This window comes from Blastococcus sp. SYSU DS0669 (assembly GCF_054050895.1).
Genome location: NZ_JBJHAE010000003.1, coordinates 161565 through 187514, shown reverse-complemented (window position 1 = coordinate 187514; position 25950 = coordinate 161565). Strand labels below are relative to the sequence as shown.

25 protein-coding genes are annotated in these 25950 nt (G+C 73.7%); 14 read left to right on the top strand and 11 right to left on the bottom strand.

From position 1 onward, the window contains the following. Positions 1–96 precede the first annotated feature (96 nt). The 3 genes from ACI792_RS05645 to ACI792_RS05635 all read left to right on the top strand — a co-directional run bounded on the left by ACI792_RS05645 (position 97) and on the right by ACI792_RS05635 (position 3288). A complete protein-coding gene (locus ACI792_RS05645; protein ID WP_456601719.1) occupies positions 97–1206 on the top strand; it encodes a sensor histidine kinase in 1110 nt (369 codons plus the stop codon). Further along, a complete protein-coding gene (locus ACI792_RS05640) occupies positions 1203–1865 on the top strand; it encodes a response regulator (protein ID WP_456601718.1) in 663 nt (220 codons plus the stop codon). The genes ACI792_RS05645 and ACI792_RS05640 overlap by 4 nt, the downstream gene beginning before the upstream one ends. A 223-nt stretch (positions 1866–2088) precedes the next feature. After that, complete coding sequence (locus ACI792_RS05635; RefSeq protein ID WP_456601717.1) at positions 2089–3288, top strand: acyltransferase family protein; 1200 nt, start codon at positions 2089–2091, stop codon at positions 3286–3288. Between the two features lie 58 nt (positions 3289–3346). Here ACI792_RS05635 and ACI792_RS05630 read toward each other — a convergent pair whose 3' ends face one another. Then, positions 3347–4039, bottom strand: coding sequence for a TetR/AcrR family transcriptional regulator (locus ACI792_RS05630; RefSeq protein WP_456601716.1), 693 nt, complete (start codon positions 4037–4039; stop codon positions 3347–3349). A gap of 102 nt (positions 4040–4141) precedes the next feature. On the opposite strand from ACI792_RS05630, the gene ACI792_RS05625 reads away from it, so the two are divergent. Both ACI792_RS05625 and ACI792_RS05620 read left to right on the top strand, forming a co-directional pair. Continuing rightward, positions 4142–4420: a 2TM domain-containing protein gene (locus tag ACI792_RS05625; protein WP_456601715.1), complete on the top strand. Its 279-nt coding sequence runs from the start codon at positions 4142–4144 to the stop codon at positions 4418–4420. Continuing rightward, the gene (locus ACI792_RS05620) at positions 4417–5334 is read left to right on the top strand and encodes a CPBP family intramembrane glutamic endopeptidase (RefSeq protein WP_456601714.1); all 918 of its coding nucleotides are present in this window, start codon (positions 4417–4419) and stop codon (positions 5332–5334) included. The genes ACI792_RS05625 and ACI792_RS05620 overlap by 4 nt, the downstream gene beginning before the upstream one ends. Positions 5335–5414: 80 nt before the next feature. Here the strand turns inward: ACI792_RS05620 and ACI792_RS05615 are convergent, their stop codons facing one another. Further along, positions 5415–7100: an FAD-dependent oxidoreductase gene (locus tag ACI792_RS05615; protein WP_456601713.1), complete on the bottom strand. Its 1686-nt coding sequence runs from the start codon at positions 7098–7100 to the stop codon at positions 5415–5417. 199 nt (positions 7101–7299) lie between these two features. On the opposite strand from ACI792_RS05615, the gene ACI792_RS05610 reads away from it, so the two are divergent. Then, positions 7300–7611 (top strand): ubiquitin carboxyl-terminal hydrolase 14, encoded by a 312-nt coding sequence (locus ACI792_RS05610; protein ID WP_456601712.1) that lies wholly within the window; start codon positions 7300–7302, stop codon positions 7609–7611. A gap of 39 nt (positions 7612–7650) precedes the next feature. Here ACI792_RS05610 and ACI792_RS05605 read toward each other — a convergent pair whose 3' ends face one another. The 7 genes from ACI792_RS05605 to ACI792_RS05575 form a co-directional block, all read right to left on the bottom strand. Then, complete coding sequence (locus ACI792_RS05605; RefSeq protein ID WP_456601711.1) at positions 7651–8472, bottom strand: hypothetical protein; 822 nt, start codon at positions 8470–8472, stop codon at positions 7651–7653. After that, positions 8469–9431: an ABC transporter ATP-binding protein gene (locus ACI792_RS05600; RefSeq protein WP_456601710.1), complete on the bottom strand. Its 963-nt coding sequence runs from the start codon at positions 9429–9431 to the stop codon at positions 8469–8471. Before ACI792_RS05600 ends, ACI792_RS05605 begins: the two co-directional genes overlap by 4 nt. Beyond that, positions 9428–9622, bottom strand: a complete 195-nt coding sequence (locus tag ACI792_RS05595; protein WP_456601709.1) for a PLDc N-terminal domain-containing protein — start codon at positions 9620–9622, stop codon at positions 9428–9430. The genes ACI792_RS05600 and ACI792_RS05595 overlap by 4 nt, the downstream gene beginning before the upstream one ends. Positions 9623–9709: 87 nt before the next feature. Then, a complete protein-coding gene (locus ACI792_RS05590; protein WP_456601708.1) occupies positions 9710–10204 on the bottom strand; it encodes an FBP domain-containing protein in 495 nt (164 codons plus the stop codon). 29 nt (positions 10205–10233) lie between these two features. Continuing rightward, positions 10234–10461: a hypothetical protein gene (locus ACI792_RS05585; RefSeq protein ID WP_456601707.1), complete on the bottom strand. Its 228-nt coding sequence runs from the start codon at positions 10459–10461 to the stop codon at positions 10234–10236. 258 nt (positions 10462–10719) lie between these two features. Beyond that, on the bottom strand, positions 10720–11385 hold the full coding sequence (locus ACI792_RS05580) for a response regulator (RefSeq protein ID WP_456601706.1): 666 nt from the start codon (positions 11383–11385) through the stop codon (positions 10720–10722). Continuing rightward, on the bottom strand, positions 11382–12578 hold the full coding sequence (locus ACI792_RS05575; protein WP_456601705.1) for a sensor histidine kinase: 1197 nt from the start codon (positions 12576–12578) through the stop codon (positions 11382–11384). The genes ACI792_RS05580 and ACI792_RS05575 overlap by 4 nt, the downstream gene beginning before the upstream one ends. 133 nt (positions 12579–12711) lie before the next feature. Here ACI792_RS05575 and ACI792_RS05570 point away from each other — a divergent pair, with 133 nt between their 5' ends. Then, entirely contained in the window at positions 12712–14358 is a 1647-nt protein-coding gene (locus ACI792_RS05570) for a histidine kinase (protein WP_456601704.1), read from the top strand. Positions 14359–14414: 56 nt separating this feature from the next. On the opposite strand, the gene ACI792_RS05565 is transcribed toward ACI792_RS05570, so the two are convergent. Beyond that, entirely contained in the window at positions 14415–16949 is a 2535-nt protein-coding gene (locus tag ACI792_RS05565; RefSeq protein ID WP_456601703.1) for an ABC transporter permease, read from the bottom strand. Between the two features lies 1 nt (position 16950). Further along, positions 16951–17754: an ABC transporter ATP-binding protein gene (locus ACI792_RS05560; protein ID WP_456601702.1), complete on the bottom strand. Its 804-nt coding sequence runs from the start codon at positions 17752–17754 to the stop codon at positions 16951–16953. A gap of 208 nt (positions 17755–17962) precedes the next feature. On the opposite strand from ACI792_RS05560, the gene ACI792_RS05555 reads away from it, so the two are divergent. From ACI792_RS05555 to ACI792_RS05525, 7 genes are all read left to right on the top strand, one after another. Beyond that, positions 17963–18811, top strand: a complete 849-nt coding sequence (locus tag ACI792_RS05555) for a phosphatase PAP2 family protein (protein WP_456601701.1) — start codon at positions 17963–17965, stop codon at positions 18809–18811. Between the two features lie 134 nt (positions 18812–18945). After that, the gene (locus ACI792_RS05550; protein WP_456601700.1) at positions 18946–21672 is read left to right on the top strand and encodes a LuxR C-terminal-related transcriptional regulator; all 2727 of its coding nucleotides are present in this window, start codon (positions 18946–18948) and stop codon (positions 21670–21672) included. Between the two features lie 182 nt (positions 21673–21854). After that, complete coding sequence (locus tag ACI792_RS05545; protein ID WP_456601699.1) at positions 21855–22094, top strand: hypothetical protein; 240 nt, start codon at positions 21855–21857, stop codon at positions 22092–22094. 48 nt (positions 22095–22142) lie between these two features. Next, positions 22143–22889 carry a DUF4386 domain-containing protein gene (locus ACI792_RS05540; RefSeq protein ID WP_456601698.1) on the top strand — a complete coding sequence of 249 codons (747 nt, stop codon included), beginning with the start codon at positions 22143–22145 and terminating at the stop codon, positions 22887–22889. After that, on the top strand, positions 22886–23905 hold the full coding sequence (locus ACI792_RS05535) for an NAD(P)-dependent alcohol dehydrogenase (RefSeq protein WP_456601697.1): 1020 nt from the start codon (positions 22886–22888) through the stop codon (positions 23903–23905). Before ACI792_RS05540 ends, ACI792_RS05535 begins: the two co-directional genes overlap by 4 nt. After that, positions 23902–24876, top strand: coding sequence for an ABC transporter ATP-binding protein (locus tag ACI792_RS05530; RefSeq protein ID WP_456601696.1), 975 nt, complete (start codon positions 23902–23904; stop codon positions 24874–24876). Before ACI792_RS05535 ends, ACI792_RS05530 begins: the two co-directional genes overlap by 4 nt. After that, on the top strand, positions 24873–25742 hold the full coding sequence (locus ACI792_RS05525; protein ID WP_456601695.1) for an ABC transporter permease subunit: 870 nt from the start codon (positions 24873–24875) through the stop codon (positions 25740–25742). Before ACI792_RS05530 ends, ACI792_RS05525 begins: the two co-directional genes overlap by 4 nt. Positions 25743–25950: the final 208 nt, after the last annotated feature.

Below are 25950 nucleotides of genomic sequence, written 5' to 3'. Positions count from 1 at the left end.
GCGCCCGGGTGGATCCTCCGAGCTCCACCCGACACGCCGGGCGTCTCCACCCGGGGATGGATTCCGCCGACCCGCGGAAGCTGGCACTGTCGCTGCGTGCAGGTCCGTCCTCGGTTGTTCACGGCGGTGGGGTTCGCCGTCGTGGCGCTGGTCGCGGTGGCGAACGCCGGCGGCGCGGTCGGATTCGGGTCCAGCGGGCCGGCTGCCCAGGTCACCGTTGCCACCGTCGCCTACGCGTTGGCGGCGGGAGTGCTCCTGCTGTGGGGCACCGCGCCGCGATGGGGCGTCGTGGCTCTGCTGGTCACCATGGCCCTGGCCGCCACCGCCGTCCGCAACGCGGATCCCACCGGGCCGGTCGTGGCCCTGTTCCTGATCATGGCCTTCGCGCCGTTGCGCCTGCCGCTGCCGGAGGCGGCGGCCACCGCCGTCGCCTCCGCGCTGGTGTTCAACCTGGAGCAGGCGCGCACCGCGGAGGACCCTGCCCTGTTCGTCCTGGTCACCGACGGCGGCGCCGCCTTCTTCTTCCTCATGGGCTGGCTGCTGCGCCGCGAGCAGGAGCAGCGCATGGAGCTGGAGGCCACCCGGGACGCCGAGCGCAGGGCCGCGGCCCTGGGCGAACGAACACGGCTGGCCCGCGAACTGCACGACGTCCTGGCTCACACCCTGTCGGGGCTGGCCGTCCACCTGGAGGGCGCCCGGCTCCTGGCCCGCTCGGGCCCGACACCGCCCGGCGTGGTCGCGGTCATCGACAGCGCCCATGCCCTGGCCAGGTCCGGGCTCGCGGACGCCCGCCGCGCCGTCGCCACCCTCCGCGGCGACGACCTGCCGGGCCCGGAGCTGGTGCCGCAGCTCGTCGAAGAGCACCGGAGGGCCGGAGGATCCTGCACCCTGACGGTGAGCGGCGACCCGGTGCTGTTGCCGGCCGACGCACGGCTCGCGATGTACCGGGCCGTGCAGGAGGCGCTGAGCAACGTCCGCAAGCACGCGCCCGATGCCGCCGCCGAGGTCGTCCTGCGCTGGGAACCGGAGGAAGCAGTGGTCATCGTCGAGGACCACGGGGCGGCCGGCCAGGTCTCATCCCCCGATCCGGTCGGCTACGGCCTGACCGGCCTGGCCGAGCGGGCACACCTGCTGGGGGGACGGTTCGAGGCCGTTCCCACCTCGGACGGGTTTCGCGTCGAGCTCGCCGTCCCGGTGGCGAGGTGAACGTGCGCGTCCTCCTCGTGGACGACCAGCGGGTCGTCCGCGACGGGCTGACTCTGCTCCTGGGGCTGCTCCCCGGGATCGAACTGGTCGGCAGTGCCGAGGACGGGGAGCAGGCGCTGGAAGCGGTGGCCCGGCTGCAGCCGGACGTCGTCCTGATGGACCTGCGCATGCCGCGCATGGACGGCATCGAAGCCACGCGGCGGCTCCGGGCGAACCACCCGGACGCCGCGGTGCTGGCCCTGACCACCTATGCCGACGACGACTCCGTCCTCGCCGCGCTGCGTGCCGGCGCTCGTGGCTACCTGACCAAGGACGCCGGGGCCGAGGACATCGCCCGGGCCGTCGCCACGGTCGCCGCCGGGCAGATGGTTCTCGACCCCGCGGCGCAGGAGCGCGTGGTCCACAATCTGGGCATCGAGGCGTCGGCGTCACGGCCGTCGGCGGGCCGCCGGGCGCTGCCCGACGACCTCACGCGACGGGAGGCGGAGATCCTCGGTCTCATCGCCGAGGGGCTGTCCAACGGCGAGATCGCCACCCGCCTGTACGTCAGCGAGGCCACTGTCAAGACCCACGTCAACCACATCTTCGCCAAGACCGGCGCCCGTGACCGAGCCCAGGCCGTCGCCTACGCCTACCGGACGGGGCTCGCCTCCACATGAGACCGCAAGACGTCTGCCGACGGCACCGGCACATCGGTCGAGGGTCACGCGAACTCCGCCGCGCCGCCGCCCGTCGGTGCTCACGGCCCGGACCGTCCGGCGGACTACGTCGTCCCCTGTCCCGTGCCCGTCACCGCGGTCCCCGGACGGCGGGCGGTACTCGACAGGGCGGTGGGGGCCTGCCAAGGTGCTGCCGGCGGCCGACGCTGAGGAGCGCGACGGGATGACGGCGACGGAGACGTCGGGGCGGGTCGACCGCTGGCCGGGGTTGGACCTCGCCCGGGTGGTGGTCGTCGGCGGCCTGATCCCGTTCCACGCCGCGCTGGTCTTCGACGCGACCGACGACTTCTACGTCAAGAGTGACCGGACCACCGACCTCGTGCCGTTCGCCGCCCCCATCGTGGTCGCGGCGATGCCACTGCTGTTCCTGGTTGCCGGGATCGGCGCATGGCACTCGTGGCAGGCCCGCGGCACCGGTGACTACCTCGCCCGGCGGGTGCGCCGGTTGCTGGTCCCCCTCGTGGCCGGCATCGTGCTGCTCGTCCCCCTGCCGGTGTGGCTGCGGCTGCGGGCGGATCCGGGGTACAGCGAGTCCTACGCGGCTTTCTGGCCCCGCTTCTTCCGCGTCGGCGTCGACTGGTCGGAGTTCCCGTTGGTGCTCCGGCCTGCGGTCGACGGCCGGGGGTTCGAGACCGGCCACCTGTGGTTCGTGTACCTGCTGCTGCTGTACTCGCTGGTCCTGCTGCCGCTGTTCGGCTGGCTGGCCTCCGCCGGCGGGCGGCGAGGAGTGCAGCGGTTGGCGACTGCCACGGGGCGACGCGGTGTGGTCCTGCTGCCCGCGGTGCTGCTGGCTGCGGTTGCCGCCGGGTTCGGCCTGGACGAGGGGATGGCCGCCGGCCACGAACTCGGTTTCCTGCTGTTCTTCGCGGCGGGTGGTGTCATGGCCGCCGACGTGCGCTTCCGGGACGCGCTGCGACGGGACGCGGTCCTCGCCGCGGCGACCGCGGTCGGGCTCATGGCCGTCGCCGGAGGGGCCCTCCTGCTCGGTGGGGACGGCGACCTGCTGCTGGACCGCACTCCGCTCGCCCTCGCCGGGAGGGCGGCGTTCGGCGCGGCCGGGTGGTGCGCGGTCGTGGCGGTCATCGGGGGGCTGGGCCGGCTGCGGCCGCGGCAGCTCCGCACGGGTGGGGAGAGCCCGTCGGGTGGTCGCCTCGCCCGCTACGTCGCACCCGCGGTACTGGCCTGGTACGTGCTGCACCAGCCGATCCTCGTGCTGGTGGCCTACCTGGTCGTCGGCGGCCCGATGCACCCGGTGCTGGAGTACCTGGTCATCTGCCTCTGCACGGCCGCCCTCACCCTCCTGGCCTACGACGTGCTCGTCCGGCGGACGGCGCTGACCCGGGCGTTGTTCGCCGGGACCTGAGCCCCGCCGGGACATCGGCGCCGGCCGGCCGGTCGGCGGCCGGCACCCGGCATCGTCATCAGCCCGATCCTTCGGCGGCGGTCGGCAACTGGGCCCGCAGGCCCCCGAGCAGCAGCCGCAGGCCGTGGTCGAACTGGGCGGTGAGGTCGGCCCCGTACAGGTGGTCGACGGTCGCGGCGATGTGCGGGTAGTGGTCGGCCGGCAACCGGGCGAGCACCGAGTGGGTGTCCGCCTGGTCCTGTACCCCGCCGTCTGGCGAGGCGGCGAACGGGGCTTCGAGTGCAGCGAACCCGAGCGTGTAGAAGAGCACCGCCTGGTACCCCTTCGCCGCCGCCGCGGGGTCCAGCCCAGCGGTCAGCAGCAACCCGAGGCCGGCGTCGAACCCGTGCAGCGTCGCCTCCTGAGGCGGCGGGCGTCTCACCGCGGCCGCCACCAGCGCCGGATGAGCCAGCAGAGCGCGGCGGGTCCGGTGCGCCGCAAGGCGCAGCCGCTCCAGCTCGGCCGGCCGGCACGGCGCCCCGGGCGGCGGCTCGGGACCGAGCCGGCCGTCGCGTGCCTGGGCGAACAGCCGGTCGGCCAAGGCCTCGACCAGCTCGGACTTGTCGGCGAAGAACCGGTACACCATCGCCGGGACGGCACCGACGGCCTGGCCGAGGCGGCGCATGGTGAGCCTGTCGAGCCCCTCTGCGTCGACGATCTGCATCGCCGCCTCGAGCAGCCCGTCCCGGGTGATCCGCTGCGATCGTGGCACGGCATGGCCCTTCGTCGAGACGTCCCTTGCCTCAGTGAACACCGTTCACCTACGCTGCCGCCATTCGGTGAACAACGTTCACTCACCCGGTCGGGAGGGGTCATGACGACGGACGCGCTGCGGGAGGGTGCGGAGCGGCGGGCGCTGCAGCGGATCGAGCAGAAGCTCGGTCTGGCGCTGCACTGGTTGGTCTACCTGGCGGTCAATAGCGGGCTGGTCCTGGCCGCGGGCGGCATCACCGGCTCCGGTTGGCGACTCATGGGATGGGGGCTGGGCCTGGCGGTGCACACGGCCTACGTCGTCGGTGACCTCGGCCGGTTCCGGGAGCGGCTGGTGCAGCGGGAGCTGGACCGGGCGCTGGACCGCGGGCGGGCGCGGTGACCGAGGTCCTGCCGGGGCGATCCGCGGCGGTCGACCGGGGGGCCGACCGCCTGGCGCAGGGCGTGTTCTGGGGGGCGCTGGCGCTCGCCAGCGCCCTGCCGCAGATCGTCGTCGCCGAGCTGACCGGGGAGGCGCCGTCCCTCCTGCCGGTCACCCAGGTCCTGGCGCTCGTCCTGCTGCTGATCACCGTCCGGCGTTCCGATCGCCTGCGGGCTCTGGACGCGTCGCTCCGCTGGCTCTTGGCGATGGCGGCGGGCTGGCACCTGGTCATCGGCGGCCTGACGGGTACCGATGTCTGGGAGGAGTGGCAGCACACCGTCCCGTGGGTCGCCCGCGGCGCCGTGGTCCAAGCCCTGCTGGTGGTCCCGACCGTGCTGCTCGTCGTCCTGGGCCCGGGTCGGCTCGGGCGCACGGCGCTGCGGTTGGGTGCCGGCGACGATCGCGTCCGCGCCCGGGCGGGGGTCTACACGGCCGGCGCCCGACCGGTCTGGCGCCGGCTCGGCACCTTCTGGGCGGTCGGCATCACCGCCGGCACGGCCACCGCCATGTGGTTCGCCTTGGGTTCGGACTTCGGCGACCCGACCGTCCTCCTGTGGTCCCTGCCGTTCGTCGCGTTGCTGGCCGCGACCAACACCGTCAACGAGGAGTTCGGCTACCGCAACGTGCCGCTCGCCGTGCTGCCATCGGTCGTCGGTACACGGGGGGCGCTGGCTGCAACCGGCCTGCTGTTCGGCCTGGCCCACTACCACGGCAATCCGCCCGGTGCCTCGGGCGTGCTGCTGGCGGGCTTCCTGGGAGTGCTCCTGGCCAAGAGCATGGTGGAGACCGGCGGATCCCGGTGGGCCTGGATCATCCACTGGCTGCAGGACATGGTGATCTTCTCCGCCTTGACCCTGGCCTGGACGAACCTGTAGCTCGGGCGCCATCGGAGCGCGGCGGAGGCCGCCGCGGGTTCACGCGCGTGCCGGTGGACGGGGCCCGTCCACCGTCGGCGTCAGGCCGGGACGCCGGCGTCCTCGGCGAGTGCGGAGTGCACGAGCGACACGACGGTCGCCCCTTCTCCGACGGCCGACGCCACCCGCTTGACCGAGCCGGCCCGGACATCCCCGACGGCGAACACCCGCGGCAGGCTCGTCTGCAGCAGCAGCGCCTCGTGGGACGCCCTGTCCGGGGCATGCTCGTCCCGCAGGTCAGGGCCGGTGAGGACGAAGCCGTGGGCGTCCCGGCGGATCTCGTCCGGCAGCCACCCGGTGTCCGGCACAGCGCCGATCATCACGAACATCGCGTCGGCCTGGACCTCGATCTGCTCACCTCCTGACCGGAGCGTCAACGACGTCAGCCACTCGGTGCCGCCACACGCGACGACTTCCGTGCCGGTCAGGACCTGGACGTTGGGCAGGGACGCCAACTGCTCGACCAGGTAGTGCGACATACCGGACGCCAGCGATCCGGACCGGACGACGAGGGTGACCTGATCGGCGGACTCGGCGAGCTTGACCGCCGCCTGGTCGGCCGAGTTGCCTCCACCGACGATGAACACCCGCCCACCGGAGATGCCGGGAAGCTGGACGGTGGGGGATCCGTACTGGACCCCCGACCCGACCAGCGCCTCCGCGCCGGCCGCAGGCAGGCGTCGGTAGCTGACGCCGATGGCGAGGACGACGGCGCGGGCACGCACCTCGCTGCCGTCCTCGAGGCGGATCACGTGTTCGCCGTCCTCCCTGTGCAGCGACGAGACCCGTCGCGGAACCAGCACCTCGGCGCCCAGCCGCACCGCCTGGGTGCCCGCGCGCTGCATGAGCGCGCCGCCGCTGATGCCGCTCGGGAAACCGAGGTAGTTCTCGATCCGGGAACTGGTGCCAGCCTGGCCGCCGTAGGCCTGCGACTCCAGGACGAGGGTGCGCAGTCCCTCCGACGCGCCGTAGACCGCAGCGGCCAGACCGGCCGGTCCTGCGCCGACGACGACGAGGTCGTAGCGGTCGCGGGCAGGAGTGGTCCGGGCACCGAGCGCGTCGGCCACCTGGCGCGGCTCCGGGTCGAGGAGCACAGCTCCGTTGTGGAAGAGCAACAGCACCTGGTCCGGGCGCGCGGCGTGATGTCCGCGCAGCAGGCTGCCACGCCCGGATCCCGGGTCCAGCCACTCGTGCGGCAGGCCGTTGCGGGTGAGCAGGTCGCGCAGTTCGTTGCCGCGCGCCGAGGTCGGCGCACACACCACCGTGATGGTCTGCACGGCCATCAGCTGGTCCAACTGCCATTCCTCGATCAGGTCGTCCACTGGTGGGTGCAGGCGGTCTGCCGCGGGGCGCCACGGGTGCGGAACGGCTGCGTGGGCGTCGCCGCTGGCGAGCGCGCCGCGGACCAGCTCGCCCTCGTCGTACTGCGCGGGGTCGGTGACGTACGCGGCGGACAGCAGGACACGTCGCACCCCGGGGAACCGGTGGCGGATCTCGGCCAGCAGGGCCGGCCCCTGCCCGCCGGGCAGTCGGCTGGCCACCAGCGCGAGAGCCACGGTCCGGGACCGTTCGACGAGCAGGTCCGTGGCCACCTCGCCGGTGGCCGCAGCGAGCACCCGTTCGGCGCCGAGGTGGGCGGACAGGTCGGCGACCAGACCTCTTCGGACGCTGTCGTCCGGGACGACGACCAGGACCGCCCCCGGAAGGGCTTCCGACGACTGGGACATGCCCTCTACTCTGCCGGATCTCGCTGGCCCGTCGGCCCCTCCTGCCCGCGGTCAGCGGATCGCATCCGTACCCGCCGGATCGTCCGCGTCGTCACGTCGCGACGCCCGAGGAGATGACCGTCATGACCGTTCCAGCCGGTCCCGCCTCCGCCATCGCACCGGTCCTCCGGTTGCTCGTCGACACGGGGGAGAGCCGGCGATGACCCTCGCCACCGCGCTGCGCGGCCGGCTGCCGTGGTTCCTGCGCCGCCGCGGCACCTGCAGCCACCTGGACGCCGTGCGCGACGTCTCGCCCAGCGCCGACGGGTGCGAGGACTGCCTGAAGACCGGTGACGCCTGGGTGCACCTGCGCATGTGCCTGGTCTGCGGGAAGGTCGGCTGCTGCGACCAGTCGAAGAACAAGCACGCCACCGCTCATTTCCGCGAGACCGCCCATCCGCTCGCGCAGTCACGCGAGCCTGGCGAGTCGTGGCGCTGGTGCTACGTCGACCAGGTGATGCTCACCCGCTGAAGCCCGTGCCCGGCGCCGACGCAGTCGGGCGTGACGGGATCAGAGCTCCCGGCGGGCCACGCCGCGGACGGCGAGCAGCAGCGCCGCGCCAGTGGCGAGGGTGGCGACGAGCGCGGCACGCAGGTAGTCGCCCGTGTCGGCGCCCTGCAGGAGCGCGGTGGGGGCACCGGCGAGAGCCGAGGGCATCCACGGCTGCAGCGCCGGGATCGCGGCGAGCAGCGGTAGGGCGAGGACGACGGCGAGAGTCACCGCGACGGCCGACAGCGTGCTTCGGGCGCGCGTGGCGACCGCGGCGGTGACTGCGAGGGCGAAGACCAGGTACAGGGAGCTCAGTGCCCACCCGGTCAGCACGGCCGGGATGTCGGGCAGGCCGATCAGGACGCCGGTCTCGTACACCGCCAGGGCGGTGCCGGCCGCGTGGGCGGCCACGGCGGCGCCGGTGACCACCGTCCAGCGGGGGAGGACCAGCCGGGCGGCGGAAGGCACGCGGGTGCGGTAGAAGACAGCGAGTGTGGGGTGGGCGTTGACGGTCAGCGCCGCGGCGGCGAGGACCAGCGCCGCGAGAAGCCCCAGCTGGAGCGCGTTGCCGGTGTAGCCGTCCATGGCGTCGGCGGGCGTGGGCGCGGTGGCCCGCACGGTGATGTTCCCGGCCGTGCCGACCGCGGACAGGAGCTCGTCTGCGTAGCGGGCCAGCAGCGGGCCGGTGCACGCGAAGAAGAGGAAGGGAGCAGCCAACCCGATCCACCGTCGGGTGCGGGTCAGGCGCAGCCACTCCAGCCGCCACAGCCCGAGCGGCCGGATGGTCCCGGCCTTGCGGTGCACGCCGGAAGCGGCCGGTGGACGGCTCGTGGTTGCGGTCACGGGTTCTCCCGGGTGGTGGTCAGGGACAGGAACGCGGTCTCCAGGTCGGCGGTGTGCGGCTCGATCGCCACGATCCGGGCGCCGCATGCGGCCAGCGCGGGCACCAGCCCGATCTCCGCGGAGTGGGCGCTGGTGACGTCGACGCGGAGGACGCCCCGCGCGGGGCTGGTCACCCGCGTGACCCAGGGCTGGTCCTCGAGGGCCGCCCCGGCCCGGTCCGCGCCGTCGCGCAGCCGCACCGTCCAGGCGGGGCGGGCGTGGTCGGCGAGCAGGTCGGCGGTGGCCCCCTGGTAGAGCAGCCGACCGTCGCGCAGCACACCGATGGTGTCGGCCACCCGCTCGACGTCGGCGAGGATGTGCGTGGACAGGATGACCGTGCGGTCGCCGGCCATCCCGGCGATCAGGTCGAGCATCCCCGCCCGGCCGGCCGGGTCCAGGGCGCTGGTGGGCTCGTCGAGCACCAGGATCTCCGGGTCGGTCACCAGGGCAGCGGCCAGGCCCACCCGCTGCCGCATGCCACGGCTGAACCCACCGACCCGGCGGTACGCGGCGTCGCCGAGGCCGGCGTGGGACAGCGCCTCGTGCACGCGCGCGGCCGGGAGGTGAGGGGCGCTCAACGAGCGGGCGAGCTCGACGGCCTCGGCGGCGGTCAGCCACGGCTCCAGGTCGGGCACGTCGGGGCAGACGGCGATGCGCTCGACCGGTACGGCCGTGGTGACGGAACCGGCGTCGGCGCGGCGAAGCCCGGTCACGATGGACAGCAGGGTGGTCTTGCCGGCGCCGTTGGGGCCGACGATGCCGTAGACGCTGCCCCGGGGGACGAGCAGGTCGACGCCGTGCACGCCGGCGCCACCGGGGTAGCTGCGGGTGAGGCCGGCGGTGCTGATCGCCCACGGGTGGCCGGGGTCGACCGCCGGGCGGTGGGCCAGGCTCGCCGCGAGCGGAGTACGGGCGCTCATCGCTGCTGACGCCCGGCGACGAGGTAGGCGACGGCGCCGAAGGGGATGGAGAACAAGCAGATCAGCGCCCACCCCCACCGCGGCAGCCACCGCGGATTCGGGAAGCGGACGAGGTCAGCCAGCGCGTAGGCCACGACACCGACGGCGAGCAGGAGCAGCGGGGCCAGGGCCAGCACGGTGCTCGAGGACATGGCAGGTCCTTCCGGGGAGGGGAACGGGCAGTGAGGACGGGCAGACGGGGTCGGGCGGTGACGGGCGCCGTCAGGCCTCCGACTCCGTCAGATCGCGCGCAGTACGTGGTCGGCGAAGCCGTCCAACCGGGTCTGCAGGGCTGTCGCCCGTTCGGAGATCACCTCGGGGTCACGGGTCTGCAGCCACGGGGGGATGTCGGTCCTGACCCGTCGGGAGCAGCCCAGGTCTGCGCAGATGTACTGGCCGACGGTGTTGCCGTTGCGTCCGGCCTCGCCGGCTCGCCGGGCGGTGAACAGGGAGATGTCGGCGCCGGACTGAGTGCTCTGGCAGAGCAGGCACATCGCGGCCGACCGGCTGGACATGCTGGTGTCGGCGGCGCGCAGCGCGATGCCCAATGGCCGGCCGTCGCGCCACCAGACGGCGTATCCGCGCAGTGGCGCTCGGGGGTCTCGCCAGCCGAGGAACTCGCGCTCGTCCCAGGGCACGTCGTCCAGACTGCCGGGCAGAGTCATGGCCAGCGCCTCGCTGCGGGAGCAGTTGACGAACGAGCGCCGGATCTCCTTGTCCGTCAACGCCTGCATCGAAGCGTCCTCCGTGCAGGGTGGGGAAGTCAGCGGAGGGTGGTGAGCAGTACGGCGAGTGCAGCTGCGTCGTCGTGGCCGATGAGCAGTTCGTCGTACCGGTGCCCCTGGAGGCGCAGACGGAGGGCCGGCTGGCCACGGCGGACGTCGACGAGGCGCCGGGCGCCGCGGCCGCGCCAGGTGCCGACCATCCGTCGACCGGGGATGCCCAGCCCGGGTGCACGCAGGCCGCGGGCGGCGGTGAGCCCGTCGGCCACGGCCTCGGCGCTGGTGATCGCCGAGCGGGGGACGACCTGATGGGAGCAGGCCGGCGATCCTGCTGAAGCGGGGGAGCCGGACGGTGAGGGTGTCGTCGGAGACGTGGATCGCGGCGGGCATGGGGGCTCCGTGGCTCGCGGCAGGGCAGGGTGCCCCGCTCGGTCCCGACGCTAGGAGCGGAGCGCCGCTCGGTCGTCCTCCGGACGTCCCGTTCCGAACTCCTCCCGGAGGAGGACCGCCCGAGGTGGAGCTCGTACTCAGGAGCCGGCCGGCGTGACGAGCCCGCGCTCGTATGCGAGCACGACCGCCTGGACCCGGTCGCGCAGGCCCAGCTTCATGAGCACGTTGCTCACGTGGGTCTTCACCGTCGTCTCGCTGAGGACGAGTTCCCTGGCGATCTCGGCGTTGGACAGCCCTCGTGCCACGAGCAGCAGGACCTGGTGCTCGCGTTCGGTGAGCTGGGCGAGGGGGGCCGGCGCGGTCGTCGTGGTGGCGGGCAGCTGCCGGGCGAAGCGGTCGAGCAGGCGGCGCGTGACCCGGGGGGCGACGACGGCCTCGCCACGGTGGACGACGCGGACGGCCTCGACGAGGTCGTCGGCGGGGACGTCCTTGAGCAGGAACCCCGACGCCCCGGCACGGAGTGACTCGACGACGTACTCGTCGAGGTCGTAGGTCGTCAGCACCAGCACGCGTGGCGGGGTGTCGAGCTCGCCGAGCCGACGGGTGGCCTCGACGCCGTCCATCCGCGGCATGCGGATGTCCATGAGGACGACATCAGGGTGCAGTGCGCGGGCTTGGGCGAGGGCGACCTCACCGTCGGCGGCCTCGCCGACGACCTCGATGTCCGACTCGGTCTGGAGGATCAGGCGGAAGCCCGTACGGAGCAGCGGCTGGTCGTCCACGAGCAGGACGCGGATCGTCATGACTGGCTCCGGGTGGTCGTCGGGAGGCTGGCGGTGACGGTGAAGCCGCCTCCGCGGCGAGGGCCGGTCCGCAGGCTGCCGCCATAGGCCGCGACGCGCTCGCGGAGCGAGTTCAGACCGTGGCCGTCGGGCGAGGAGTCGGCGAACCAGCTCAGGGCGCCGCGGCCGTCGTCCTCGACAGCCAGGCACAGGCACCCCTGTCTCCAGTCGAGCGTGACTCGGGCGGTGGCCCGCCCGGCGTGCTGCCGAATGTTCCGCAGGGCTTCCTGGACGATCCGGTAGGCGGTCAGGCCTACCCCCTGCTCGACGTCAGCGGGCGTGCCGCTGACCAGCAGCTGGACCTCCATGCCTTCGGCGCGCGCGTCGTGGAGGAGGGCCTCGAGGTCGGCGAGACCGGGCTGGGGTCGCAGCGCCGCTGCATCCTCGGCGGGCCGCAGGACGTCCAGGACCCGGCGCATTTCGGCGATGGCGTCGCGGCCCTTGCTCTCCACGTCGGCCAGCAGCTGTTCTGCGGTGTCCGGGTCGTCGCGCAGGAGCCGTCGGGCCGCCGAGGTCTGCACGGTCAGTTCCGTGATGCCGTGGGTGACCAGGTCGTGCATCTCCCGGGCGATCCCTGCCCGTTCGTCCACCTCCGTGGCTCGCGCACGGGCCTCGCGCGCCTCGAACAGGGCCCTGTTGCGCTCCTCGCGGCCGGCGCTCTCGGCCCGGTGGCTGCGCACCGACCGGCCGACGGCCCAGACGGCGACGATCATGAAGCTGTTGCTGACCCAGTCGGCCAGGGTGGGCTCCATCGGCCCTACCACCAGGAGCAGTCCTACCAGCAGGTACACGAACCCTGCGGCCGGCGCGCTCACCGACACCGGCCGCCGGGCGGCGACCGTGTACAGGATGAGCAGCGGTGCGAAGGTGGCCACGCTCTGCGGGTAGCCCAGCTGGAGCGGTATCAGCGACGCGCCGCAGGCGACGAGGAGCGCCGGCACGGGCCAGCGGGTCCGCACGGCGACGGCCGCGCCGGCGAGCAGGGTCAGCCCGACACCGAACGCGTCCGGTTCCCGGTAGTCGAACGTCGCCAGCGCCGGGGTCGACCAGAGCGACAGGACACCGAGCGCGGCGACCAGTGCGCCGAGCGCGGCATCGAGCCGCGCCGCGTGCCGCCGCAGGAAGTCCACCGCCGCAGCGGCCAGTCGTCGCACGTCCGGAACGGTAGGTCACTCCGCGGGCCGGACGACTCCTCCTCGAGGACCGGTCCGCCCCGCTTTCCTCCTCTCGGAGGAGGAGGTCGAGAACCGCTCACCGGCGGCTGGTAGCTCGGTAGCCTGTCCAGCCGTGTGGAGCACCGACAGCGCGACCGCCGACGACACGAGGCGACCCGCTGGCGTGGGAGAGGTGCCGGGGGTGGACCCGGGCGTCGACGACCTCCCCGCCGCACCGGGCAGCGGGTTCGAGTCCGCCGGCGCCGCCGTCCTGCGGGAGCTGGGGCTGGACGCGCTGGTGGAGATGCTGGAGACCTCCGGCTACGGCGTCTGCGTGACCGGCGACGACCACCGGTGGGTGTACCTGAACCCCAGCGGCTGCCGCCTCGTCGGGCGTTCGTTCGCCGAGTTGCAGGGCGAGGACTACCTGCTGTCGTTCCCGGAACACGAGCGGGCGTACCTCCTGGCCCTGGAGCACGACCAGCGGGACGGCGACACCGGCTTCTACGCCAACACGATCGTGCGGCCGGACGGCCGCGAGGTCGGCATCACGTGGTCGGGCTCGGTCCTGCACGCGGGCGGCAAGGAACTCGCCCCGGCGATCTTCCACCCCACCTTCGGGCTGGCCAGCGCCGGGCAGGACGCGGTGGCCCTGGGCGCGGCGGCCGCCCGCATCGCCGAGGGCGGGTCGGTCGGCGAGGTGCTGGACTCCCTGGCCGAGGAGGCCGTCGCGCGGTCGCGCGCGGTGGCCTGCCTGGTGCTCGTGGAGTGCCCCGACGGCCGGCTCGCCCTCGGCGCCGGCGCCGGACTGCCCGAGCAGCTCGACGACGCAGTGCGGGCTGCCCATTTGCGGCTGGCGGATCTGCCCGGCGGTGACCAGCTGACGACGGGGCGGCTGATGCTGCTGTCCGACGGCCGGTCCCGGCTGGCCGCGTCGCCGTCGACGTCGATCATCGCCGAACTGACCGCCGGACTGGCGTGGGAGGGGTCGGTCAAGGTGCCGCTGCACCGGGGCGGGCAGATCGTCGGCGCCCTCGTCCTGCTCCTGCCGGTCACCGTCACCGCGCCCACGAAGGCGGAGCTGACCTCGTGGTCGGCCCTGGGGGCGCACGCGTCGGTGGCGCTGGCCGACGAGCAACTGCGGGAGCAGGCCGCCGCGCACGCCGCCGAGCTGGAACGGCACCGGCTCGGCCGGGACCTGCACGACTCGGTGAGCGCGGCCCTGTTCTCCATCCACGCACGAGCGCAGGCGATCCAGCGGGGGCTGGCCGCGGGCGCTCCCGAGGTGGTGGCCGAGGCCGCGCGGGACCTGGAGGCCCTGTCCAAGGAGGCGGTCTCCCAGCTCCGGCAGATGGTTTCCGGGATGCGCGGGCACCACTCCGAGCCGCCGGTCGACCTGCCGGAGGCGCTGCGCCAGCTGGCGACCACCTGCACCACACGCCACGGGCTGCCGGTGCGGCTGCAGCTGGACGACGCGGTGCCGCCCGTGGGGGCCGAGGCCACCCAGCACCTGGTGCGGATCGCGGGGGAGGCGCTGCACAACTGCCTCAAGCACGCCGGCGCCTCCGCGGCGGCCGTCGCCCTGGGCGTGCGTGGCTCCGAACTCGTCCTCACCGTCACCGACGACGGCTGCGGGTTCGACCCCGCCGCCCGTCGGGCCGGGGGCCACGGGCAGCGGACGATGCAGGAGCGGGCGAGGCTCTGCGGCGGGACGGTGCACGTGGACAGCGTCCCCGACCGCGGCACCCGCGTCGTCGCGCGCATCCCTCTGGCCGCCTGAGACAGGCACCGGAGGGGCGTCCCGTGCGGGGCGCCCCTCTGGCCGTTGCTGCCCGATCAGGTGGTGGCGATGGCGTCGAGCACCTGCATCCGCGCCGCGCGCCGGGCCGGCCAGACGGCGGCCAGGACGCCGATCACGGCGCCGATGGCGAGGAAGAGGACCAGCCGCCCGCCCGGGACGACCAACTCCGAGATGCCCTGGTCGGCGAGCGCCCGGCTGAGGCCGATCCCGATCAGCGCGCCCAGCGCGAGCCCCAGCACCGACCCGTACACCGAGATGAGCACCGACTCGAGCCGGACCATCCGGCGCAGCTGGGCGCGGGTCATGCCGATCGCCCGGAGCAGGCCCACCTCGCGGGTCCGCTCGAGCACCGACATCGCCAGGGTGTTGACGATGCCCAGGACGGCGATCAGCACCGACAGCACCAGCAGGGCGTTGATCAGCATCAGGATCTGGTCGACCTGCCCCTTCTGCTCGCCGGCGAACTCGTCGCGGTCCTTGAGGGTCACGACCGGGTAGGGGTCGATCGCCGTCTCGATGGCCGATCGCACGGACGCGGTGTCCGCGCCGTCCGCGACGTCCACGAAGACGTACCGGTCCAGCTCCGCACCACCGGTGACGGCGAAGGTCTCCAGCGACACGACCGCCGGTGCGATCACCTGGTTGGCCGCGAAGACGCCGCCGACGGTCAGCTGTGCTGTGTCCCCGGTGGCCGTCACCATCTGCACGGTGTCACCGACGTCCCAGCCGTGGCTGTCCGCCGTCGGCTCGTCGACCACCAGCCCCCGGCCGGCGAGGCCTGCGCTGCTGCCGTCGCGGTAGTCCAGCAGCACCGTGCTGTCCAGCGTTGCAGGGTCGATCGCCGCGACCAGGGTTCCCTGCCCGTCGAGCATGGCCTGGCCGAACCGCTCCTGGGTGACGGCCTCGACCCCGTCGATCGTGCGGAGCCGGTCGGCGACCTCCGGGGTGAAGGGTTGACCCACCGAGGTCGAGACGACGAAGTCCGCTCGCAGCGCCGTGCCGATCAGCTTGTCGACCGAGGCGTTGGTCGACGCGCCGAGGATGCTGAACGCCGTCACCAGGGCGAGGCCGACCATCAGGGCCGATGCCGTGGCCGCCGTCCGGCGGGGATTGCGCTGGGCGTTCTCCCGGGCGAGGTGCCCGGTCGTTCCCCACACCCGGGGCAGGACGGCCCCCACCGACCGGGCGAACGGCCGCGCCAGGACCGGGCTCAGCGCGATGGCGGCCAGGACCAGGCTCAGCCCGCCGAACCCGACCAGCTGGGCGGCGCTCCCGCCGTCGGCCAGGAGGCTGGTGACCAGTGCACCGGCACCGACGACGGCCAGCACCGAACCGGTGAGGGCGCGCCGGCGCAGCGAGCGCTCCGCCGCCACGTGGTCGTCGCGCATGGCCGCGACCGGAGGGGTGGCGGCCGCCCTGCGGGCGGGCAGGTACGCCGCGACCAGCGTGACCACGACGCCGACGGCGTAGGACCAGGCGATGGTGCCCGCCGAGAGGACCAGGTTCCCGTCCAGCGTCAGGCCGAAGCTCCCGAACAGCGCCCGCAGGGCCGAGGCGATGCCGAACCCACCCAGCAGCCCCAGCGTCGAACCGAGGATGCCCATGACGAGGGCCTCGGTGAGCACCGATCGGGTCACCTGTCCGCGGCCGGCCCCCAGGGCGCGCAGAAGCGCCAGCTCCCGCGTGCGCTGGGCGACGAGCATGGAGAAGGTGTTGAGGATGATGAACGACCCCACGAACAGGGCGATGCCGGCGAACGCCGTCAGCAGCACGGTGATGAAGGAGAGCCCGTCCTCCAGCGCCGCTGACTGCTCGTCGGCCTGCTCCTGCGCGGTCGTCACGTCGTAGTCGTCACCCAGGGCGGCGGCGATGCGGTTCCGGAGCTCGTCGTGGGACACCGCGTCGGCGGCGAGCACGTTGATGCCGGTGAAGTCGTCCCCCAGTCCGAGGAGCGTCTGCGCGGTGCCCAGGTGGAACGCGGTCAGGGAGGCACCGGCCAGACCGCCGTCCTCGCCGAAGGTGAAGATGCCGACGACCTCGGCCTCGATGCGCGGGCCCGGGGTGAGCAGGGTGACGCGGTCGCCGACGGTGTAGCCGATCTCCTCGGCCGTCGCCGCGTCGAGCGCGACCTCGCCGTCGCGAGCCGGTGCCCGCCCGTCGGTGAGCTCGCTCGGTGACAGGTCCGGGTCGTCGAACCAGCTGACGCCCACACCCGGTGCACCGCCGGTGTCGAGCACATCGCCGTCCCGGTCCAGGACGTAGACGCCCTCTGTCTGCACATACCCCTCCGCCGCGGCCACGCCGTCGACGGCGCGCACCTGCTCCACCAACGCCGAGGGCAGGTGGGCGGTGGTGCCGCTGGGGCCGTTGACGCCCTCCTCGAAGGCCGCCGCGGGCTCGACGCTCACGTCGGCAGCGGTGCTCTCGAACAGCGCGGTGAAGGTCCGGTTCAGGGTGTCGGTGAAGATCATGGTTCCGGCGACGAAGGCGACGCCGAGCACGATGGCGAGTCCGGAGAAGGCGAGCCGCAGCTTGTGCGCCATCAGGCTGCGCCAGGTGGTCCGCCACATCTCAGATCGCCTCGGTGGCGCCGCGGCCGGCGGTGTCGAAGGCCTTCATGCGCTCGAGGACCCGGTCGGCGGTCGGGGCCGCCATCTCGTCGACGATGCGCCCGTCGGCCAGGAACAGCACCCGGTCGGCGTAGGAGGCTGCCGACGGGTCGTGGGTCACCATCACGACGGTCTGGCCCATCTCGCGCACGGAGGTGCGCAGGAACGAGAGCACCGAGGCGCCGCTGCGGGAGTCGAGGTTCCCGGTGGGCTCGTCGGCGAAGATGATGTCCGGCCGGCTCGCCAGGGCGCGGGCGCAGGCGACGCGCTGCTGCTGCCCGCCGGACAGCTCGGTCGGCCGGTGTCCCAGCCGCTCCCGCAGGCCCACGGCGTCGATGACACCATCCAGCCAGGCCTGGTCGGGGGTGCGACCGGCGATGTCCATGGGCAGCGTGATGTTCTCCAGCGCGGTCAGCGTGGGCAGCAGGTTGAAGGCCTGGAAGATGAAGCCGACCTTGTCCCGGCGCAGCCGGGTGAGGCCCTTGTCGTCCAGGGCGCTGATCTCGGTCTCGCCGATCCACGCCTGGCCGGAGGTCAGGCTGTCCAGACCGGCCATGCAGTGCATCAGCGTCGACTTGCCGGACCCCGAGGGGCCCATGATCGCGGTGAACTGACCGCGGCGGAACGCGACGTCGACGGTGTCGAGGGCGACGACCCGCGTGTCGCCCTCGCCGTACACCTTGCTCAGCGCCGCTCCGCGAGCGGCGTACGTGTGAGCGGCCGCCAACACGTCGGCTGCGGTCGTCCCCTGCTGGACCGTTGTCACGATCCCTCCTCGGTGGTCCGTGGGTGCCGCAGCTCCTGCGGCGCCATGAATCGTCGAGGCGGATGCGCGCCCGGCCATCGGCCGGACGGAGGGATCTGCGCGTGGGTCTGCAGGAGGAGGTCGAGGCCCGTCTCCTCCTCGAGGAGGACCGGGGGGTCGGTCCCGGCGCACGACCCGTCCGGCCATCGTCGTGCGGAACATCGGCGTCATGACGACGAACTGGACGACGGTGCGGCCGGTTGCAGCCCCGATTCTGCTGCTGGGCGGGGCCGCCGTGTTGCTCCTGACCAACGACACCCCGAGCTCCCAGGCCGCTCGATCCGCCGCCGGCGCGGTCGCGGACTGGCCTACGTGGGGGCAGCACGCACTGGCCGGCGCGAGCGAGGGCGGACTGGTGCTGCTGGCACTGCTGCTCGCGGCCTCGGCGTGGCAGGCGCGTGCTCGCGGGCCTCGTCCGGTGGCCACCGCGGTCGTGGGCGGTGTCGGCGTGCTGGTGGCCCTGGGAGTCAGCGAGCTGGTGAAGGCGCTGGTCGCCCAGGACCGCCCGTGCCGCACGGTCCCCGGCCTCGACGCCATCGCCGAGTGCCCGCCCGTCGGCGACTGGTCGTTGCCGAGCAACCACGCAACCCTGGCGGCGGCTCTGGCCGCTGCCCTGATCTGGAGGATCCCCCGCTGGTGGCCGGTCGCCACGCTGCTCGCCCTGGGGGTCGCTGCCGCCCGCGTGGGCCTCGGGGTGCACTACCCGCACGACGTGGTGGACGGGCTGGTACTCGGTGCCCTCGTCGTGTCGCTGTTCGTGCTGATGCTGCGCGGCCCGGCGACCCGACTGGTGACCGCCGCCAGCGGTGTGCCTTTGATCAGGCCGATCCTGTCGGCCGAGCGGCGGCCGCACAGCTGGAGTCGGGAGTCAGGTCCTGGGGCCCGCCCTGGGGCGCACGACGCTGCCGCCGCCCCGGCCACCCGCCGGGGACAGGGGGTGGCCGGGGCGCTGCCTGCTCGACAGGCGGCGGAACGACGGAGTCCCATCGCACCGAGGCGAGGGGCCGCCGGCACGTGAGCACCGCGATGGGAGGACGGAAGCCCGTCGACACCGCCGGACGCCGCTGACACGATGTGTCCCCTGCGCCGACGGTGTGGCGGTGACCGGAGTCGTCGGCGTCGGGGCGCGACCTCGCGAGGGTGGTGGTCGGGATGGGCCCGCTGCTCAGCACGAAGCTGAACGTCCCCCGGCGGCGGCGCGGCTTGGTGGCGCGGTCGCGGCTGAGCGAGCGCCTGGGTCGCGGTGACGAGGCGGCTCTGACGCTCGTCTCGGCGCCCGCCGGATTCGGGAAGACCACCGTTCTCACGGAGTGGCTGGCCGCCGCCGATGGGAGGTCGATCGCCTGGCTGTCGCTCGACGAGCGGGACGACGATCCGACCGTCTTCTGGACCTACGTCGTCTCCGCCTTGCAGACCGCGGTCGCCGGTGTGGGCACCGGCGCGCTCGCGCTCCTGCAGGAGCCGCACGCGGCCATGGACGAGGTGCTCGTCGCCCTCGTCAACGACCTCGACGCCGTGCCGGGCGACGTGGTGCTGGTCCTGGACGATTACCACCTCGTCACGGCTCGGGTCGTGCACGAGTGGATGACCTTCTTGCTCGAGCGGCTGCCGCCCCACGTCCACCTGGTGATCGCCACCCGCGCCGACCCGCCCCTGCACCTGGCCCGACTTCGGGCGCGCGGCGAACTGGTCGAGGTCCGTGCAGCGGACCTGCGCTTCACGGCCGGGGAGACGGCCACGTACCTCACCGACGCGATGGGCCTGGCCGTGAGCCCGGAGCACGTCGCGGCGCTCGACACGCGGACCGAGGGGTGGATCGCCGCGCTGCAGCTCGCGGCGTTGTCGATGCGGGGCCGCGACGACGTCGCCGGCTTCATCGCCGGCTTCGCCGGCGACGATCGCTACGTCGTCGACTACCTGGTCGAGGAGGTGCTGGAGCGCCAACCCGGTGACGTACGGGACTTCCTGCTGCGGACGGCCGTGCTCCGCCGGCTCAGCGGCCCGCTGTGCGACGTCGTCGTCGGCCGGGACGGCGGCACGTCGATGCTGGAGGCCCTGGAGCGCGCGAACCTGTTCCTGGTCCCGCTGGACGACCGCCGCCACTGGTACCGGTTCCACCACCTGTTCGCCGACGTGCTGCACGCGCGGCTGCTGGCCGAACAGCCCGAAGCCGTCCCGGAGCTGCACCGGCGGGCCGGCGACTGGTTCGCCCAGCACGGCGAACCCGCCGAGGCGATCCGGCACGCGCTGGCCGGTGGCGACCCCGAACGGGCGGCCGACCTGGTGGAGCTGGCCATGCCGGCGGCCCGGCAGAACCGCCAGGAGACCACGCTCCGCCACTGGTTCAAGCAGCTGCCGGAGCAGGTGCTCCGTGACCGGCCGCTGCTCCGCGCGGGATACGCCGGCGCGATCCTGGTCCACGGCGAACTCGACGGCGTCGAAGAGCACCTGCGCGACGCCGAACGCTGGCTGGACGCGGCCGGCGCCCGGGAGCCAGGCGGCTCCGGAGCCGACGACGCCGTCCTCCGAGCCGTCCGGGGCCAGGTCGCCGTGTACCGCGCCGCCCAGGCCCGCCTGACCGGCGACCTGCAGGCCACTATGACCCACGCCCAGCGCGTCCTCGACCTCGCCGGGGACGACGAGCACCTGGTGCGCGGCTCGGCGGCCGGGCTGCTCGGACTGGCGTACTGGACCGGGGGTGACCTCGACGCCGCGAACCGCTGGTGGAGCGAGTCCCGTGCGCAGCTGCACCGGGCCGGTCACCACTCGGACACCTTGGGCGTCTCGCTCGCGGTGGCGGACATCGAGCTGGCGCGCGGGAGGCTCCGGGACGCCGAGGCCACCTACCGGTCCGGGCTGACGGCCGCGGTGCGGCACGGCGGGTCCGTGCTGCGCGGAGCGGCCGACATGCACGTGGGGCTGAGCGAGCTCCACCTCGAACGCGACGAGCTGAACGTCGCGCGCGAACACCTGGCCGTGAGCGCCGCTCTGGGGGAGGGCGCCGGCCTGCCGCAGAACCGGCACCGCAGCAGGGTCGCGACGGCGCGGCTGCGGGCGGCGGAGGGCGACCTGGCGGGCGCGGTCGACCTGCTCGACGAGGCCGAGCGCCTGTATGTCGGCGACATGTTCCCGGACGTCCGCCCGATCCCCGCGCTGCGGGCGCGGATGTGGCTGGCGCAGGGCCGGGTGGGCGAGGCGTTCGGCTGGGCGTGCGAGCGCCGGCTGTCGCCCCGGGACGACCTGTCCTACCTGCGCGAGTTCGAGCACACCACGCTCGCCCGTGTCCTGCTGGCACGACACGAACTCTCGGGTGACCCGGGCAGCCTCGCCCAGGCGACCGGGCTCCTGGAGCGGCTGACGCACGCGGCCGAGGAAGGGAAGCGGAGAGGGAGCGTGATCGAGCTGTCCCTGCTGCTGGCCAGGGCGCAGCAGGCCGGCGGCGACACCCCACGCGCGCTCGCCTCCCTGGACCGGGCCGTGGCGCTCGCCCAGCCGGAGGGGTACGTCCGGGTCTTCCTCGACGAGGGGGAGAAGCTGATCCCGCTGCTGGAAGCCCTCGCCGCCCGGGCGGGCACGAGCCCCTACCTCCACCGACTCCTCGCCGCAGGTCCGGACCAGGACGGCGCGGCTGCCGGCCGACGATCCCTGGTCGAACCGCTCAGGGCCCGTGAGCTCGACGTGCTGCGGCTGCTGGGCACCGATCTGGACGGCCCGGACATCGCCCGCCGGCTGTTCGTCTCGGTGAACACCGTCCGCACCCACACGAAGAACCTCTACGCCAAACTCGGCGTGAACAACCGCCGCGCGGCGGTCCGCCGCGGGCAGGAGCTCGGCCTGCTCGCGCCGACCGCCCACCGGACTCGCGCGATCGCCCCGTAGCGCTGCGGCGGGCTGCCGCGGTCGGCGCCGGCCGGCCTCCTGACGGCCCGGTTCACCACCCGGATCACCACACATGGTGATCCGCACTCACCCTCCGGCTTCCTACGTTCCGTGCCGTACCGAGCAGACGCCGGAGCGGCGACCGGGAACCTTCCCGGCCCGGAGCGGCCAGGAGGTCGGCGATGGCGGAGAACCGGCACCTCGGTCTCTCCGACGGGGGGTGCTACGAGATCCGCATCGAGGGCCGACTAGGCCCCCGCTGGGCTCCCTGGTTCGACGGCCTGAGCCTCACCGCGGCCGACGACGGCACCACCGTCCTGTCCGGCCCGGTTGCCGACCAGGCCGCGCTGCACGGCGTCCTCACCCGCATCCGGGACCTGGGCCTGGCCCTGGTCTCGGTCACCCGCCTCGACAGCCACTGATCCGACGACCGCGCACCCGTTGCGGCCAGCACCCACCAGGAGATCGCGATGGCAACGACCACCCCACCCGCACCGACGACCATCGTCCCCACCGATCCGATGCGGCGCACCTCCCGCGCCGCCGGCATCCTCTACCTGCTCACCTTCGTGTCCGTTCCGACCCTCGCGATGTACCAGGACGTGCGGGAGGAGGACGACTTCGTCCTCGGCGCCGGCAGCGACGCCGGCGTGCTCTGGGCGGCGTTGTCGGAGGTCGTCGTCGCCCTGGCCGGCATCGGCACCGCCGTGGTGCTGTTCCGCGTCGCGCGGCGGCAGAGCGAGACCGCCGCGCTCGGGTTCGTAGCCTCCCGGGTCGTCGAAGGCGCCCTCATCATCGTCGGTGTCGTCAGCGTGCTCACCCTGGTCACCCTGCGGCAGGACGTCGCCGGCACCGCCGACGCGGACCCGGCGTCCCTGCTCACCGCCGGCCACACCCTGTCCGCGACCTACGACTGGACGTTCCTGCTCAGCCAGAGCCTCATGCCGGTCTTCAACGCCCTCTGCCTGGGCACCGTCCTGTACCGCTCCGGCCTCGTGCCGCGGATCCTCCCGACCATCGGCCTGATCGGCGCCCCGCTGCTGCTGGCCTCGGATCTGGCGATCTTCTTCGACCTGTACGACCGCACCTCGCCCGCCTCGCTCCTCGGCGCGCTCCCCATCGCGGTGTGGGAGTTCTCCCTCGGCGTCTACCTCGTCGTCAAGGGCTTCAAGCCGGCCGCCGTCGCCGCCCTGCAGGGTCGGCAGGACCAGCGATGAGGGCCGCGGTCTACCGCCGCTTCGGCGGGCCGGACACCGTCGGCGTCGAGGAGGTGCCGCGGCCGACGGTGGGGCCGGACGACGTCCTCATCCGGGTGCACGCCAGCACCGTCAGCGCCGCCGACCACCGCGCCCGCAGCCGCGAGGTGCCCCGCGGACTCGGCCTGCTCGCCGCTACCGGGATCGGCCTGCTCCGTCCCAAGCGGCGCGTGCTCGGGATGGACGCCGCCGGCGTCGTCGAGGCCGTCGGCCACCGCGTCACCCGGTTCGCGCCCGGCGACGAGGTGATCGCGATGCTGGGGGCGGCCTTCGGCGGGCACGCCGAGTACGCCCGGATCCGGCCCGACGGCGCGGTCGCCCACAAGCCCCCGAACATGACGTTCGAGGACGCCGTGACCCTCGTCTTCGGCGGCCTCACCGCCCGCCGCTTCCTGCAGCAGGCGCACCTCGTCCCCGGTGCCACGGTGCTGGTGAACGGCGCCTCCGGCGCGGTCGGCACCGCAGCCGTGCAACTGGCCAAGCACGCCGGCGGGCACGTCACCGCGGTCTGCAGCGGGCCCAACCGAGACCTGGTGAGCTCACTGGGAGCCGACCGGGTGATCGACTACGCGACCGAGGACTTCACCGCCGATCCCGCCACCTACGACGTGATCGTGGACTGCGTCGGCAACGCCCCGTACGAGCGCGTCCGGCACCTGATCCGGCCGGGCGGCGCGCTGCTGCTCGTCATCGCCGACCTGCCCGCGATCCTGCGCGCCCCGATCCGCAGCCGGCGCACCGGCCACCGGATCACCACCGACGGCGGCAAGCCCACCGCCGAGGATCTCCGGGCGCTCGTGGCTCTCGCCCGGGCCGGCGCCTACCGGGCGGTCCGGGACCGCACCTTCGACCTGGCCGACATCGCCGAGGCGCACCGCTACGTCGACACCGGCCACAAGCGCGGCAACGTCGTCCTCCGCCTCCCCGGACCGACGACCTCGTCCATCCAGCAGCACTTCCGAGAGGCAGCGTCATGATCGAGGCACACGAGCTCACCAAGCGCTACGGCGACAAGATCGCCGTCGACGGCATCAGCTTCACGATCGCCCCCGGCTCCGTCACCGGCTTCCTCGGACCGAACGGCGCCGGCAAGTCCACCACCATGCGGATGATCATGGGGTTGGACCGGCCCACCTCCGGGTCGGTCACGGTCAACGGCAAGCCCTACGCCGACCACCGTTCTCCGCTGAGCGAGGCCGGTGCGCTGCTCGACGCCAAGGCCGTCCACCCCGGCCGAAGCGCCCGCTCCCACCTGCGCACCATGGCCGCCACCCACAACATCCCCGCCTCCCGCGTGGACGAGGTCATCGAGATGACCGGCCTGGCCACCGTCGCGGGCAAACGCGTCGGGGGCTTCTCCCTGGGCATGGGCCAGCGCCTCGGCATCGCGTCGGCGATGCTTGCGGACCCCCGCACCCTGATCCTCGACGAGCCGGTCAACGGCCTGGATCCCGAAGGCGTGCAGTGGGTGCGCCGGCTCGTCCGGTCGCTCGCCGACGAGGGGCGGACGGTCTTCCTCTCCTCCCACCTGATGAGCGAGATGGCGCAGACCGCCGACCAGCTCCTGGTCATCGGCCGCGGCCGGATCATCGCCGTAGGCCCGGTGCAGGAGGTCATCGACTCCGTCTCCGCTGCTGCCGTCCGCGTGCGCAGTCCACGCGCCGGCGAGCTGGCCGACCTGGTTCGAGGCGAGGGCGTCGTCGTCACCTCGCCCGAGCCCGGGACGCTCGAGCTCCGTGGGGTCGACGCCGAGACCATCGGGGAGACCGCGTTCGCCGCCGGGATCGTGCTGCACGAGCTGAGCCCGCGCAGCGCCACCCTCGAGGAGGCCTACATGAGCCTCACCCAGGACGCCGTCGAGTACCGCTCCGACGCCACCCTCTCCGCCGCCACCGCTGCCACGACATCCACCGCCATGCCTGCCACTGCTGAGGAGACGAACCGATGAGCACCACCCTCGCTGCCCCCGACCCCGTCGCCGCCGTTCCGCCGCCTGCTCCCGCACCGGCCGCGAGGGCACGCCTGACCTTCACCGGCGTACTTCGCGCGGAGTGGATCAAACTGCTGTCCCTGCGATCCACCTGGTGGGTGCTCGCGGCGACCGTGGCGCTGATCGTCGGCGTCTCCCTGGCCGTGGCCTTCTCCCTCGACGCCGTCGCAGCCGACCCGGCGACCGCGGCCGCGACGGCCGCGTTGACCGGCGCCGAGGTGGTGTCCGGCGGCTTCCAGCTCGGCATGCTGACCATCGCGGTGCTCGGCGCGCTGCTGATCACCGGCGAGTACTCGACCGGCATGATCCGCTCGACCCTGGCCGCGGTACCCACCAGGCTGCCGGTGCTGGCCGCCAAGGCCCTCGCGCTGGCCGCGGTCACCGCCGCGGTGGCCGCCGTGTCGATCGCGCTGGCCTTCGTGGTGACGATGCCGATCCTCTCCGGGCAGGACCGCACCGTCGCCCTCGGCGACGCGGATACCTGGCAGGTGTTCGGCGGCACGGTGTACTTCCTCATCGCCGCCGCGGTGTTCGCCCTCGGCATCGGGACTCTGCTGCGGTCCAGCGCCGCCGCTATCACCGTGGCGATCACCGTGCTACTCCTCCTGCCCGGCGTGCTGACGTTCATCAACCTGAGCTGGGTGCAGACACTGGTGGACTACCTGCCCGTACCGGCAGCCGGAGCGTTCCTCGGCGGCGGCGAGGACTCCCTGGCCTCCGTCGGCAAGGACCTCAGCCCGCTGACCGGAGTGCTCGTCGTCGCCGCCTACGCCCTCGTGCCCCTCGTCGCCGGTGCGGTCGCGCTGCGCCGACGCGACGCCTGACCGCCACCGGTCGATCCGCTCGAGCGCCGCAGACCCTCCAGGCGGCACCGGGATCGCCGCCACGCGGCGGTCCCGGTGCCGCCCACGACGAGCAGCAGCAGCGGCAGACCGACGTAGAGCGCCGCCGTCAGCGCCGCCGTCAGCGCCTCCGCGCGCGTCGTGCTGCTGCGGCGCGTGGCCAGCCGCTGGATCACAGCCGCGGCGGGTG